13 protein-coding genes are annotated in these 13,512 nt (G+C 70.9%); 10 read left to right on the forward strand and 3 right to left on the reverse strand.

The features are described 5' to 3' along the window. Positions 1-20: 20 nt before the first annotated feature. A complete protein-coding gene (locus tag DRV96_RS11430; RefSeq protein ID WP_119291114.1) occupies positions 21-329 on the reverse strand; it encodes a hypothetical protein in 309 nt (102 codons plus the stop codon). Beyond that, a complete protein-coding gene (locus tag DRV96_RS11435) occupies positions 326-790 on the reverse strand; it encodes a hypothetical protein (RefSeq protein ID WP_162911022.1) in 465 nt (154 codons plus the stop codon). The genes DRV96_RS11430 and DRV96_RS11435 overlap by 4 nt, the downstream gene beginning before the upstream one ends. Positions 791-1,045: 255 nt before the next feature. On the opposite strand from DRV96_RS11435, the gene DRV96_RS11440 reads away from it, so the two are divergent. After that, the gene (locus DRV96_RS11440; RefSeq protein ID WP_119291120.1) at positions 1,046-2,035 is read left to right on the forward strand and encodes an IS5 family transposase; all 990 of its coding nucleotides are present in this window, start codon (positions 1,046-1,048) and stop codon (positions 2,033-2,035) included. Between the two features lie 230 nt (positions 2,036-2,265). Here the strand turns inward: DRV96_RS11440 and DRV96_RS18060 are convergent, their stop codons facing one another. After that, entirely contained in the window at positions 2,266-3,375 is a 1,110-nt protein-coding gene (locus tag DRV96_RS18060) for a GIY-YIG nuclease family protein (protein WP_162911023.1), read from the reverse strand. Between the two features lie 238 nt (positions 3,376-3,613). Here DRV96_RS18060 and DRV96_RS11445 point away from each other — a divergent pair, with 238 nt between their 5' ends. The 9 genes from DRV96_RS11445 (at position 3,614) to DRV96_RS11485 (ending at position 13,493) form a co-directional block, all read left to right on the forward strand. Continuing rightward, positions 3,614-4,660, forward strand: a complete 1,047-nt coding sequence (locus DRV96_RS11445; protein ID WP_119291122.1) for an integron integrase — start codon at positions 3,614-3,616, stop codon at positions 4,658-4,660. Positions 4,661-4,706: 46 nt separating this feature from the next. Beyond that, positions 4,707-5,876, forward strand: a complete 1,170-nt coding sequence (locus DRV96_RS11450; protein WP_210757030.1) for an ATP-binding protein — start codon at positions 4,707-4,709, stop codon at positions 5,874-5,876. A gap of 55 nt (positions 5,877-5,931) precedes the next feature. Beyond that, positions 5,932-9,078: an error-prone DNA polymerase gene (locus DRV96_RS11455; protein ID WP_210757032.1), complete on the forward strand. Its 3,147-nt coding sequence runs from the start codon at positions 5,932-5,934 to the stop codon at positions 9,076-9,078. A gap of 41 nt (positions 9,079-9,119) precedes the next feature. Then, positions 9,120-9,326 (forward strand): type II toxin-antitoxin system HicB family antitoxin, encoded by a 207-nt coding sequence (locus tag DRV96_RS11460; RefSeq protein WP_119291126.1) that lies wholly within the window; start codon positions 9,120-9,122, stop codon positions 9,324-9,326. Then, positions 9,323-9,535: a type II toxin-antitoxin system HicA family toxin gene (locus DRV96_RS11465; protein WP_119291128.1), complete on the forward strand. Its 213-nt coding sequence runs from the start codon at positions 9,323-9,325 to the stop codon at positions 9,533-9,535. The genes DRV96_RS11460 and DRV96_RS11465 overlap by 4 nt, the downstream gene beginning before the upstream one ends. A gap of 28 nt (positions 9,536-9,563) precedes the next feature. Next, the gene (ypfH, locus tag DRV96_RS11470) at positions 9,564-10,232 is read left to right on the forward strand and encodes an esterase (protein ID WP_119291130.1); all 669 of its coding nucleotides are present in this window, start codon (positions 9,564-9,566) and stop codon (positions 10,230-10,232) included. 2 nt (positions 10,233-10,234) lie between these two features. Further along, positions 10,235-11,020, forward strand: coding sequence for a peroxide stress protein YaaA (gene yaaA, locus DRV96_RS11475; protein WP_119291132.1), 786 nt, complete (start codon positions 10,235-10,237; stop codon positions 11,018-11,020). Positions 11,021-11,100: 80 nt separating this feature from the next. Continuing rightward, a complete protein-coding gene (locus DRV96_RS11480; RefSeq protein ID WP_119291134.1) occupies positions 11,101-12,249 on the forward strand; it encodes a uroporphyrinogen-III C-methyltransferase in 1,149 nt (382 codons plus the stop codon). After that, complete coding sequence (locus DRV96_RS11485) at positions 12,249-13,493, forward strand: heme biosynthesis HemY N-terminal domain-containing protein (RefSeq protein WP_119291136.1); 1,245 nt, start codon at positions 12,249-12,251, stop codon at positions 13,491-13,493. Before DRV96_RS11480 ends, DRV96_RS11485 begins: the two co-directional genes overlap by 1 nt. Positions 13,494-13,512 lie beyond the last annotated feature (19 nt).

Genomic DNA, 13,512 nt, shown 5'->3' on the forward strand with positions numbered 1-13,512 from the left:
CGCCGGCAAGCGCCGCCGGCTCACGCGAAGCGCCGCGCGGCGGCGACGACGCCCGTCCACACCACCGACCACACCCCCAGCCACACGAGCCAGCCCACTACGCTCGGGCTCGCCCAGCCGCCAGCCTCGGCCGCCGCGAACACCGGCACGCCGAGCGCCGACAGTGGCAGCAGCGGCCCGTAGACGGTGGCCGCGACGAGGGGTGCGATGGCCGGTGGCAACGCATGCGCAGCCGCCACCAGCGCGACGTGCAGCGCCGTCAGCACCGCCGCGGCGATCCAGCGCGACGGCCAGGCCCCGCGGGCCTGCGGAGCCTGCCGCCCACTCACTGCCGCGTCATCTGTGCGATCAGCGGTGCCGCCTGCTCCGCCGTGATCTCGCGCAGCACGAGCGGCGGCCCGCCCAGCGGTGTGGCCCACGAGCGTTCCGGCCGGTACGCGACGACGACGTAGTAGCGCCTGCCGGCCACCACGTCGAGCTGCACCTGCTGCTTCCACAGCGGCGGATCGGGCTTGAGCAGGTGCGGCCCCGGCGCGAGCCGCAGCACGGCGTAGGTGCCTCGCGGCAGGCTCGCGAGCTTCGCGCCGTTGTCGGTGACGACCTGCGGGCTCGGGATCAGCGTGGGGCCGCTGTCGTTGAACAGGTACAGCAGCCCCGCGTCGTGCTCTGCCGGGGCCGGCGGCGCCGAGGCGGCTGCATCCGGCGCAGTGGCCTGGGCCGAAGCAAGCCCGCACAGCGCCGCGGCAACGGCAGCGCCCGCGGCGCGGATCAGATGGCGTCGACGTGGCATGTGCGAGCAGCCGGTGGTGCCGAAGCCCACACCGTGCCGGCTACGCGCGAGCCCACCGGCGCGCCCCGAGCGCGACGGCAGCGAACACGCATGGACGGAATCAGGCTGGGGGCGAGAAGGAGACCTGTCGGTTCCATTTCCTCGTCGGAAGACAGACGAAGCCCCCTCGGAGCGGTATGACGCCTAGGGAAGGTCTGCATAACCCCCGGGCAAGTCTGCTGCCGCGGGCGTTGAAGACCGGCGACGATGGCGAACATGCAGCAAGCTGAACTCGGACTGAACCTGAGCACCAAGCGCACACGCAGGCGCGAATTCCTGGCGCAGATGGAGCGCGTGGTGCCATGGGCGGCGCTGGAAGCGCTGATCGCGCCGCATGCGCCCGAGGGCCGCCGCGGCCGCCCGCCGTTTTCGGTGCGCACGATGCTGCGCATCCACTTCATGCAGCAGTGGTTCACGCTCAGCGACCCGGCGATGGAAGAGGCGCTGCACGACGTGCCGCTGTTTCGCGAGTTCGCCGAGTTGAACTTCGAGACGCGTCTTCCCGACGAGAGCACGATCCTGCGGTTTCGTCACCTGCTGGAGAAGCACAAGCTCGCCGAGCAGATCCTGCACACCGTCAACGAGATGCTTCAGGCCAAGGGCTTGCTGTTGAAGGCAGGCACCGTCGTCGACGCCACGCTGATCGCCGCACCGAGCTCGACCAAGAACGACCGCGGGCAGCGCGATCCGGAGATGCACCAGACCAAGAAGGGCAACCAGTGGTACTTCAGGATGAAGGCGCACATTGGCGTGGACGCCGACAGTGGGCTGGTGCACACCGTCAAGGGCACGGCGGCCAACGTCAACGACGTGGTCGAGGCCAACGGCCTGCTGCACGGCGAGGAGACCCACGCCTTCGGCGACGCGGGCTACCAGGGCGCGGCCAAGCGACCCGACGCGCGCGAAGACGTGCAGTGGCACGTGGGCATGCCCCCTGGCAAGCGCCGCGCGCTGGACAAGACGTGCAAGGTCGATGCGCTGGTCGAGCAGCTCGAGCGCATGAAGGCCAGCATCCGAGCCAAGGTCGAACACCCGTTCCGTGTCATCAAACGGCAGTTCGGACACGTGAAGGTGCGCTACCGCGGGCTGGCGAAGAACACCGCGCAGCTGCGGACACCGTTCGCGCTGTCGAATCTGTGGATGGCGCGCCGAGCCTTGCTCGTACTGGATGGACAAGACCGCCCGAAAGTTGGCAATGCGGCCTGAAACCAGACGGAAAGATCGCGCAGGCGGCATGAATGAGGTCGCCGGACGGCATCGACGGCTCGAAAGCGAGCGACCTGTTCGCTTCGCAACGGCGTCGATGCTGTGCAAGGTCATTTGTTCAGACTTTCCCTAACCGCACTATTCTGGTGTGACGGTATTTGGACCAGAATGGAGTGGCGGGCCAAATGCCGGCGCGCCGCGATGCGTTCGGTTGAGCGAATGGTTGGGTTTCATTCAACTTGCCGCTCCGTTCCGGCAGGGGATTTCGCTTTTTCATTAAACTTAGCAATCAAACCCTCAATGACTTCGTCGAGTTCAGCATTGACCTCTTCCTCAGTCTTTTCGCGGTACCGCATTGCCTCTTCGACAAGCTGAGGGCAGTGAAACTTGAAGTAGATATTCGATCTTTTTCGCATGACCCGCAGCGCCAACGTTGCTGCTGCGAGGATGACTGCACTATCTGTAAGTGGTTCAATAAGTTCTATCTGAGTGGCGCAAGTCAGCGAAACTTGATGTTGACCAGCATCTCGGTATGTTGAGGAGCGAACTATAACTTCCGGATGCGCCTCGGCAAACTTTGATTCAGTTCCAAACTTCTCATACAAGATATCAGATGCTACGTTTATAAACCCCCACGTACCATCCGACAACTTCGGATCACGGTAGTACCCTATACAGAATAGTTCCATAACACCTGCACTTACGCATACGAGGCGTGGCCACGTTCCAGAATTGGTTGATGGCATGCAACTGACGGACCAGAATGAATATTCCGTTCGCCTAGGGTATGGAATGCAAGAGTCAAGATACAGGAACAACAGGATCACAGCGTCCCGATGTAATGCGTGCCTTCTGAGTTGATTGATGTTTCGCTGGTTTCGAAGGTATTGGGATTTTGGCAACTTGATCGGCGCGGTATCAAGGTCATTGAAGTTTTCGGCATAAGGATTCTGAACCCAGGCTTTGAGTTCCTCTTCAGAGACAACATCATATAAGTCTGAGTCCCCGACTGTTTCGGTTACGTGTACTACATTGACCAGAGCTAGGCTCTTTTGTTCAGCTTTAAATATTAATTCCTTTTCTCGTTTGTTTAGTTCCTTGCGAGAAACTGGTATGAACGAGAATCCTTGAATGTTGCCGTAGGACTTTAGATGCTGTGCGAATCGACGTACGACATCAACTGCTTGGCCAATGTAGTGACGGTTCTCAGAGAGGATCAGAATATAAATCCCACAGCGGGGCTTGCTTGATCCGAAGAGGTGTGCAATGGAACGCAATCCGTCTGTTTCGATAGGTTCTGGAAATCCTATCGACAGAAGGGTTTCAGCAGGAGTGGTCATCTTTGCTAGCGATGCTGCGTGCGCCTTGGCTGGGTGTGAGACCTAACTTTTGATCTGAACCGGACAGTCAGGCGTAACCGGTTACGGCTCGCGCGGAGCGTATCCGGTTACGCCTGACTGTCCAAGGGCCGGTGACATGGTGGCGCGCGGGGGGGGGTCGGGATTCGCGGGCGGCCGGCGCTTGCACGGCGAAACATCGCAACATAGACTGTATAAAAATACAGCTATCGGTTGCGCCATGTCCACTCCTGTGTCGCTCCCCGCCGCGGCACCACGCTCGCTGCTCGACGCCGTTCGCGAGCGCGTGCGCTATCTGCACTACTGCTTGCGGACCGAGCAGGCCTACGTCCACTGGATCCGTGCCTTCGTGCGCTTCCATGGCATGCGCCATTCGCGGGCGATGGGCAAGCCGGAGGTGGAAGCCTTCCTCACCTGGCTGTCCAACGAGCGGGGGGTCTCCGTGGCCACGCACCGGCAGGCGCTTGCGGCCGTCCTGTTTCTCTACCAGCAGGTCCTCGGCCAGCAGTTGCCCTGGATGCAAGGCATCGGCCGCCCTCAGCGCAAGCCGCGGCTTCCGGCCGTGCTGTCCGCTTCGGAAGTCGCTGCCGTGCTGGCCCGGCTGGACGGCACGCACGGGGTGCTCGTCCGGCTGCTGTACGGCACCGGCATGCGCATCACCGAAGCGTTGCAACTGCGCGTGAAGGACGTCGAGTTCGACCGCCGCGTCATCGTCGTGCGCAGCGGCAAGGGCGGCAAGGACCGCGTCGTGATGCTGCCGGCCACGCTCGCCCCCGGTCTGCGCGAACAGGTGCAGCACGCCCGCGTGCTGTGGGAAGCCGACGCGCGCGCCGGGCGCGGCGGCGTGCAGATGCCCGACGCGCTCGAACGCAAGTACCCGCGCGCTGGGTCGTCTTGGGCCTGGTTCTGGGTGTTTCCACAAGCCGAGCACTCGGTATGCCCGCGCACCGGCGTCGAGCGGCGCCACCACCTGTTCGACCAGACGTTCCAGCGCGCCTTCAAGCGTGCCGTGCACGCCGCCGGCATCGAACGCCCGGCCACGCCGCACACGCTGCGGCATTCGTTCGCGACGCACCTGCTGCAGTCGGGCACCGACATACGAACCGTGCAGGAACTGCTCGGCCACAGCGACGTGAGCACCACGATGATCTACACGGACGTGCTGAAGGTGGCCGCAGGCGGCACGCGCAGCCCGCTCGATGCGCTGGCGGCGGGCATCACCGGTCCGCATCCGAAGACCGAGACTTCCGTTTACTCAATGCATTGAGTAAATGGGTGCCCTGGTGATCGAACGCTCCGCCCTGCCCGCTTTCGTGGCCCGCCTGCGCGAGCCGCGGCGCTTCCTGCAGGTGGTGGCCGGCCCGCGGCAGGTGGGCAAGACGACGATGGTCGCCCAGGCGCTCGCGCGCCTGCCCGACCTGCCGGCGCATTCGGCCAGCGCCGACAGCCCGGGCCTGCAACCCCTGTCGTGGGTGGCGGCGCAGTGGGAGCAGGGCCGCGCGCTCGCGGCACGCCACGGCACGGCGGTGCTCGTGCTCGACGAAGTGCAGAAGATCCCGCGCTGGACCGACGAGGTCAAGCGCCTGTGGGACGCGGACACCCGCGCGCGGCGCGACCTGCGCGTGGTGGTGCTCGGCTCGGCGCCGCTGCTGATCGAGCGCGGCCTGACCGAGAGCCTGGCCGGCCGCTTCGAGGTCACGCGCCTGGCCCACTGGTCGTTCGCCGAGATGCGCGACGCCTTCGGCTTCACGCTGGAGCAGCACGTGTTCTTCGGCGGCTACCCCGGCGCGGCCCCGCTGGTGCACGACGAGCGCCGCTGGGCCGACTACGTGCGCGACGCGCTGGTCGAGACGACGATCGGCAAGGACGTGCTGCTGATGGCGCCGGTGCACAAGCCGGCGCTGCTGCGGCGCGTGTTCGACCTCGCGTGCCGCTACAGCGGCCAGGTGCTGAGCTACACCCAGATGCTCGGCACGCTGCAGGACGCGGGCAACACCACCACGCTGGCCCACTACCTGGACTTGCTTGCCGGCGCCGGCATGGTCTGCGGGCTGCAGAAGGTGGCGGGGCAGGCGGTGCGGCAGCGTGCGTCGAGCCCGAAGCTGCAGGTGTTCAACACCGCGTTCATGGGCGCGCTGGCGGTGCACGACGGCTACGGCTTCGCGCGCGTGCGCGCCGACCCTGCGCTGTGGGGGCGCCTGGTGGAAAGCGCGGTGGGTGCCCAGCTGCTGGCCTGGCTGCCCGCGGGCGCGCACGGCAGCGGCACGCTGGGCTACTGGCGCGAAGGTGCGCGCGAGGTCGACTTCGTCGTGCGCCGTGGCGACGAGACCTGGGCGCTCGAGGTCAAGAGCGGCCGTGCGCGCGACAGCCTGCCGGGGCTCGACGCCTTCGCCGCCGCCTTTCCCGGCGTGCGGCCGCTGGTCGTCGGCACGGGCGGCATGGCGCTCGAGCGCTGGTTCGAGGCGCCGTTCTTCGAGGGTTGACCGCATCCGAACCGCGCGCCGGTGCGCGCCGCGGTGCCTGCCGTCCACGGTGGCCATGCTCCCCGCCTACGCCGAGCTGCACTGCCGCAGCAATTTCAGCTTCCTCACCGGTGCCTCGCACCCCGAGGAGCTGGTGCAGCGCGCGCACGCGCTGGGCTACGCGGCGCTCGCGCTCACCGACGAGTGCTCGCTCGCCGGCGTGGTGCGCGCGCATGCGCAGGCCAAGCGCGTCGGGCTGCACCTGATCGTCGGCGCCGAGATGCGCGTGGCCGCGGCCGCCGAGCAGCCGCCCGACATGCGCCTCGTGCTGCTGGCGCAGACGCGCCGCGGCTACGGCCACCTCGCGCAGTGGCTCACGCTGGCGCGCCGGCGCGCGCCGAAGGGGCAGTACGTGGCGCTGCGCAGCGACGTCGAGGGCAAGGCGCCCGCGGCGCCGATGCTCGCTGGCCTGCCCGACTGCCTCGCGCTGCTGGTGCCCGACGCCGCGCAGACGTTCGAGGCCGTGTTCGCGCAGGCGATGTGGCTGAAGACGTGGTTCGCCGACCGCGCCGCGCTCGCGCTGCCGCTGCTGCTGCACGCGCACGACGAGTGGCTCGCCGACACGGTGCAGCGCGTGGCCGCGCTCACCGGCCTGCCCATCGTCGCCACCGGCGACGTGCTGATGCACGCGCGCTCGCGCAAAGCCCTGCAGGACGTGCTCACCGCCACGCGGCTGCGCGTGCCGCTGGCGCAGTGCGGCTTCGCGCTGGCGCCCAACGCCGAGCAGCACCTGCGCCCGCGCCAGCGGCTGGGTGCGCTGTACGCGCCCGAGTGGCTCGCCGCCACGGTGGCGCTGGCCGCGCGCTGCGCGTTCTCGCTCGACGAGCTGCGCTACGAGTACCCCGACGAGATCGTGCCCGCCGGCCACACGCCGGCGTCGTGGCTGCGCGCGCTGACCGAACAAGGCCTCGCGCGCCGCTTCCCGCACGGCGTGCCGGACAAGGTGCGCGCGCAGGTCGAGCACGAGCTCGCGCTGATCGCGCAGCTGCGCTACGAGCCGTACTTCCTCACCGTGGCCGACCTCGTGCAGTGGGCGCGCGCGCAGGGCATCCTGTGCCAGGGGCGCGGCAGCGCGGCCAACTCGGCGGTGTGCTACGCGCTCGGCGTCACCGAGGTCGACCCGGCGCGCATGAGCCTGCTGTTCGAGCGCTTCATCAGCGCCGAGCGGGGCGAGCCGCCCGACATCGATGTCGACTTCGAGCACCAGCGGCGCGAGGAGGTCATCCAGTACGTCTACCGCAAGTACGGGCGGCACCGCGCGGCGCTCACGGCGGTGGTCATCAGCTACCGGCCGAGGAGCGCGCTGCGCGACGTCGGCCGCGCGCTCGGCATCGACCTCGACCGCATCGACGCGGTGGCCAAGAGCCAGCACTGGTGGGACGGCCGCCGCGTGGACCCCGAGCGCCTGCGCGAGCACGGCTTCGACCCCGACGCGCCGGTGTGCCGCCACTGGGTGGAGCTCACGCAGACGCTCGTCGGCTTTCCGCGGCACCTGAGCCAGCACCCGGGCGGCTTCGTGATCGCGCGCGACGACCTCGCGCGGCTGGTGCCGGTCGAGAACGCCGCGATGGACGGGCGCAGCGTGATCCAGTGGGACAAGGACGACCTCGACGCGCTCGGGCTGATCAAGGTCGACCTGCTGGCGCTCGGCATGCTCAGCGCGATCCGCCGTGCGCTCGACCTCGTCGGCGCCAAGCTCGGCAAGCGCTTCGAGATGGCCGACGTGCCCGCCGAAGACCCGGCCGTCTACGCCATGCTGAGCAAGGGCGACAGCGTCGGCACCTTCCAGGTTGAGAGCCGCGCGCAGATGAGCATGCTGCCGCGGCTGAAGCCCGCCAACTTCTACGACCTCGTGATCGAGGTCGCCATCGTGCGCCCGGGGCCGATCCAGGGCGGCATGGTGCACCCGTACCTGCGCCGGCGCTGCGGCGACGAGCCGGTGACGTATCCGAGCGCCGAAGTGAAGCAGGCGCTCGAGCGCACGCTCGGCGTGCCGATCTTCCAGGAGCAGGTGATGCAGCTCGCGATCCTCGCGGCCGACTTCACGCCCGGCGAGGCCGACCAGCTGCGCCGCGCGATGGCGGCGTGGAAGCGCAAGGGCGGCCTGGGCCCGTTCCACGAGCGGCTCGTGGGCCGCATGGTGGCCAAGGGCTACACGCGCGAGTGGGCCGAGGCGATCTTCCGCCAGATCGAGGGCTTCGGCGAATACGGCTTCCCCGAGAGCCACGCGGCGAGCTTCGCGCTGCTGGTCTACGTCAGCGCCTGGCTCAAGTGCCACCACCCCGACGCCTTCCTCGCCGCGCTGCTCAACAGCCAGCCGATGGGCTTCTACGCGCCGGCGCAGCTGGTGCGCGACGCGCGCGAGCACGGTGTGCGCGTGTTGCCGGTCGACGTGACGGCAAGCGACTGGGACACGACGCTGGAGCACGACGCGGCCGGCGAGGGCGCCGGGCTGCGCGCGGTGCGCCTGGGCCTGAGCCGCGTCGCGGGCCTGGCCGAAGACGCGGCGCGGCGGATCGTCGCCGCACGCCGCGAGGCGCCTTTCGCGTCGGTCGAGGACCTGGCGCGGCGCGCGCGGCTCGACGCGCACGGGCTGGCGGTGCTCGCGCGCGCCGACGCGCTGAACGCCATCGCCGGCCACCGCCGCGACGCCGCGTGGGCCGTGGCCGGCGTCGACACGCGCGCGACGCCGATGCTCGCCGCAACGCGCACGCACGAGGCGCCGGCCGCGCTGCCGGCACCGACCACCGCCGACACCGTGCTCGCCGACTACCGCGCGCTCGGGCTGAGCCTGCACGCGCACCCGCTGGCGCTGCTGCGCGAGCGGCTCGCGGCGTTTCGCGTGCAGCCGGCCGCCGTGCTGCGCCAGTACCGCCACGGCCAGCTCGCGCGCGCGAGCGGCCTCGTCACGCACCGCCAGCGGCCCGAGACGGCCAAGGGCGTCGTCTTCGTCACGCTCGAGGACGAGACCGGCGCCGTCAACGTCATCGTCTGGCCGCAGGTCGTCGAGCGGCAGCGCCAGCCGCTGCTGGCCGCGACGCTGCTCACCGTCTACGGCGTGTGGCAGAAGGAGGGCGAGGTGATGCACCTGGTGGCCAAGAAGCTCGTCGACCACACGGCGCTGCTGCACGGGCTCGCGGCGAGGAGCCGCGACTTCCGCTGACCGCCGCGGGCGACTCCTACAATGGCCGGCGGAGACGCGCGATGAACTTCACGCTGGAATGCGAACGCGAAGACGATGGCCGCTGGCTTGCCGAAGTGCCGCAGCTGCCCGGCGTGCTCGCCTACGGCGCGTCGCAGGCCGAGGCGATGGCACGGGCCGAGGTGCTGGCTTTGCGCGTGCTCGCCGACCGCCTCGAGCATGGCGAAGCGCAGCCGACCGACATCCGCATCTCGCTCACGGCCGCATGACGTCGTGGCCGGCGGCGAAGGCCAAGCGCGTGCTGGCCGCGCTGCATGCCCTCGGGTGGCGCGTCAAGCGGCAGACGGGCTCGCACCGGGTCTTGTCACGCGAAGGCTGGCCCGACGTGGTCTTCGCGTTCCACGACGGCGACGAGATCGGACCGAAGATGCTGGCCCGCATCGCCAAGCACACCGGCCTCGCGCCGCACGACTTGTAGGCGCATGTCCTGCCCGCCGCTGCATCCGATGACCGACGACATCGAGCTCCTGCCCGCCGGCCGCCCCGAGCAGCTGATGGTGCTGCTGCACGGCCGCGGCCAGGACGCGGCGGCGATGCTGCCGCTGGCGCGCGCGCTGCGCCGCGAGTTCGCGCACGCGGCGCTGCTGCTGCCGCAGGACCTGCTGCCCGCCGACGGGCCGGCCGAGGACCTCGTCGCGCGCGTGGCCGCGGCGCTGCCGCGCCTGCTGCGCTGGGTGCGCGACGCGCAGCAGCGCCTGGGCGCGACGCCGCAGTCCACCGCGCTGGTGGGCTTCGGCGAGGGCGCGACGATGGCGCTCGAGGCGGCGAGCGCCGACGACGGCATCGCCGGGCGCGTGATCGCGTTCGGCGGCGGCTACGCCGCGCTGCCGGCGCAGGCACCGGCGCTGACGACGCTGCACTTCCTGCACGGCGAAGCCGATGCGCTGCACCCGGTGGCCGAGGCGCGCCGCACGCTCGAGCACCTGGGCGTGCTGCACGGCGACGCGACGCTCGACATCGCGCGCGGCGTCGGCCACGAGGTGCACCCGGCGCTCGTCGACTGCGCGATCCACCGGCTGACCCACCACATCCCGCACCGCACGTGGCGCGAGGCGCTCGGCGCGCTGCCGGCCGCGGCCGCGGGCGGCTGCCGGGACGACGGAGTGACCGACTGACGATGCTGTACCTGCTGTCCCCCGCGAAGACGCTCGACTACGACACGCCCACGCCGCCCGAGGTGCTCGCGCGCGCGACCAAGCCGCAGTTCGTCGCGCGCTCGGCGGCGCTGATCGACGTGCTGAAGACGAAGACGCCGGCCGAGATCGCGTCGCTGATGTCGCTGTCGGACGCGCTCGCGCAGCTCAACGTCGCGCGCTACGCCGCGTGGCGCAAGACCTTCACGCCGAAGAACAGCAAGCCGGCGGTGCTCGCGTTCGCCGGCGACGTCTACGACGGACTCGACGCGAAGACGCTGACGCTGGCCGACCTCGAATGGGCGCAGGACCACCTCGTGATCCTGTCGGGGCTGTACGGTGCGCTGCGCCCGCTCGACCTGATGCAGCCGTACCGCCTCGAGATGGGCACCAAGCTGCACACCGACGCTGCCGAGGATCTGTACGGCTTCTGGGGCGACACGCTGGCCGAGCACCTGAACCGGCGTCTGAAGGACGACCCGGCGCCGGTCGTCGTCAATCTCGCGTCGCAGGAGTACGCGAAGGCCGCGCTGCGCCCGGCGCTGAAGGCGCGTGTCGTCGACTGCGTGTTCGAGGACTGGAAGGGCGGGCAGTACAAGGTGATCAGCTTCTTCGCCAAGCGCGCGCGCGGCGCGATGGCGCGCTACGCGATCACGCACCGCATCGACACGCCGGCCGCGCTCGCGGGTTTCGACGGCGACGGCTACGCGTTCGACGCGAAGGTCTCGACGCCCGAGCGCCTCGTGTTCCGCCGCCGCGTCGCCGATTGAACGTCGCCGCGCGGGTGCATCGCGGCCCGTGCAGCGTTGAGGGGGGTCGCCCCAAGGGCGCTGCATAGAATGCCCGCAACGTGAGTTCCAACGACGCCTCGCCCGAGCCGGCCGCGCCCGTGCCGCCCGCCGACCCGCCCGGTGCGTCGCCCGCGGCGGCGCCAGCGGCCGCACGGCCGGCACCCGGCGTGCCGCGCGCGCTGTGGATCGCCGCGGCCGCCGCGCTGCTGCTCGGTGCCGGCGGCGCCTACCTCGGCTGGAGCGCGCAGCATCGCGTCGGGCTGCTCGAGCAGGAGCTCGTGCGCCGCCAGCAGGCTACCGAGACCGCGGTCACCGAGGCGCGCGTGCTCGCCAACGAGGCGCAGGACGCCGCGCGCGACGCCGCTGCGCGCGTCGCGCTGCTCGACGCGCGCGTGTCGGAGGCGGCGCTGCAGCGCTCGCAGGTCGAGCAGCTGCTGCAGTCGCTGGCGCGCTCGCGCGACGACAAGGTCGTCGCCGACGTCGACTCGGCGCTGCGGCTGGCGATGCGCCACGCGACGCTGCTGGGCAGCACCGAGCCGGTGGTGGTGGCGCTGCGCCAGGCCGACGAGCGGCTCGCGCAGCTCGACTCGGCGCGCGTGCAGCGCGTGCGCACGGCGCTGGCGCGCGACCTGCAGCGCTTGGGCGCCGTGCGCACGCCCGACATCGCGACGCTGGCCGCGCGCGTCGACGAGGTGCTGCGCCAGGTCGACGAGCTGCCGCTGGTCGCGCTCGTCGAGCCACGCCGCGCGCCGGCCGTCACGCCGCGGGCCGAGCCGGCCGCGCCCGCCGCAGCGGCCGCGTCGGCGCCCGACGCACCGGCTTCCGCAGCCGGCTGGCTCGAGCGGGTGCCGGCCGTCGCGCGCGACGTCGCGCTGCGCGTGTGGGCCGAGGCCAAGTCGGTGCTGCGCATCACGCGCATCGAAGACCCCGGTGCGATGCTGCTGACGCCCGAGCAGGCCTACTTCGTGCGCGAGACGCTCAAGCTGCGCCTGCTTAGCGCACGGCTGGCGCTGCTGGCGCGCCAGTTCGACCTCGCGCAGACCGACCTGCACGCCGCCGCGGCGATGATCGAGCGGCAGTTCGACCCGCAGTCGCGGCGCGTGCAGGTCGCGCGCGACACGCTGCGCCAGGCCGAGCAGCAGGCGCGCGAGGTCGAGCTGCCGCGCCCCGACGAGACGCTGGCCGCGCTCGCGGCCCTGCTGCGCTGATGCGCGCCGTCGTCTGGCTGGTGCTGCTGTTCACCGCGGCCGTGGTGGCCGCGCTGCTGCTCGGGCGCAACGACGGCCTGGTGAGCCTGTACTGGGACGGCTGGCGGCTCGAGATGTCGCTGAACCTGTTCGTGTTCTCGCTGCTGGCCTTCGTCGTGCTGCTGGTGACGGTGCTGCAGGCGGTGAGCTCGCTCGTGAGCCTGCCCGCGCGCGCGCGCGAGTGGCGCGCGCTGCGCCACGAGCGCGCCGCGCAGGCCGCGCTGCGCGAGGCGCTGGCCGAGCTGTTCGCCGCGCGCTACACGCGCGCGCACAAGGCCGCGCAGAAGGCGCTGGCGATCGACCTCGCGCGTCCGCGCGGCGAGCCCGACCACGACCTGCAGGTGCTCGCACACCTGCTGTCGGCGATCAGCCTGCACCGCCTGCAGGACCGGCGCCAGCGCGACGAACAGATGCAGCGCGCGCGCGCGCTGCGCCGCGCCGGTGCCGCGCGCGCGGCCGACGACGGCGCGCAGCTGCTGGCCGCCGAGTGGGCCGTCGAGGACCTCGATGCGCCGCGCGCGCTCGAGCTGCTCGGCGAGTTGCCCGCCGGCGTCGCGCGGCGCACGCAGGCGCTGCGGCTGCGGCTGCAGGCGCAGCGCCTGGCCGGGCAGTCGCTCGAGGCGCTGCGCACCGCGCGCCTGCTGGCCAAGCACCAGGGCTTCTCGACGCTGGCCGCGCGCGGGCTGCTGCGCTCGCTGGCGCTGATGGCGCTCGACGACACGCACGACGTCGACCAGGTGCAGCGCGTGTGGCAGCAGCTCGACAGCGCCGACCAGCAGGACGCCTACGTCGCCGCGCGCGCCGCGCGCCGCGCGGCGGCATTCGACGACGCGGCGCTCGCGCGCAGCTGGCTGCGCCCGCTGTGGGAGCGGCTCGGCGAGCTCGGCGCCGACGAGCGCGAGCAGGTGGCGCTGGCGCTGCTGCACGCCGTCGACGGCATCGGCACCGACTGGCTGCCGCGGCTGGAGGCGGCGCTGGGCGCGCACGCGCAGGAGCCGGCTGTCGTCGCGGCGGTGGGCGTCGCGTTCGCCGAGCGGCAACTGTGGGGCAAGGCGCGCGCGCCGCTCGAGCAGGCCGCGCGTGCGCCGGGGCTCGACGCCGTCGCGCGGCGGCGGGCCTGGCGCGCGCTCGCGCGCGTGGCCCGCGCGCAGGGGGACGAGGATCGCGCGGCCGCGTGCGACGCCGCCGCGGCGGCCATCGACTGAACGCGCTGATTCGGCGTGC

The organism is Azohydromonas sediminis (assembly GCF_003574675.1).
Taxonomy (GTDB): domain Bacteria; phylum Pseudomonadota; class Gammaproteobacteria; order Burkholderiales; family Burkholderiaceae_C; genus Calidifontimicrobium; species Calidifontimicrobium sediminis.

Coding starts and splice junctions, on each gene's coding strand:
- DRV96_RS11435 (WP_162911022.1), bottom strand. CDS start 790: ATGCCACGTCGACGCCATCTGATCCGCGCCGCGGGCGCTGCCGTTGCC.
- DRV96_RS11440 (WP_119291120.1), top strand. CDS start 1,046: ATGCAGCAAGCTGAACTCGGACTGAACCTGAGCACCAAGCGCACACGC.
- DRV96_RS18060 (WP_162911023.1), bottom strand. CDS start 3,375: ATGACCACTCCTGCTGAAACCCTTCTGTCGATAGGATTTCCAGAACCT.
- DRV96_RS11445 (WP_119291122.1), top strand. CDS start 3,614: ATGTCCACTCCTGTGTCGCTCCCCGCCGCGGCACCACGCTCGCTGCTC.
- DRV96_RS11455 (WP_210757032.1), top strand. CDS start 5,932: ATGCTCCCCGCCTACGCCGAGCTGCACTGCCGCAGCAATTTCAGCTTC.
- DRV96_RS11460 (WP_119291126.1), top strand. CDS start 9,120: ATGAACTTCACGCTGGAATGCGAACGCGAAGACGATGGCCGCTGGCTT.
- DRV96_RS11465 (WP_119291128.1), top strand. CDS start 9,323: ATGACGTCGTGGCCGGCGGCGAAGGCCAAGCGCGTGCTGGCCGCGCTG.
- ypfH (WP_119291130.1), top strand. CDS start 9,564: ATGACCGACGACATCGAGCTCCTGCCCGCCGGCCGCCCCGAGCAGCTG.
- yaaA (WP_119291132.1), top strand. CDS start 10,235: ATGCTGTACCTGCTGTCCCCCGCGAAGACGCTCGACTACGACACGCCC.
- DRV96_RS11485 (WP_119291136.1), top strand. CDS start 12,249: ATGCGCGCCGTCGTCTGGCTGGTGCTGCTGTTCACCGCGGCCGTGGTG.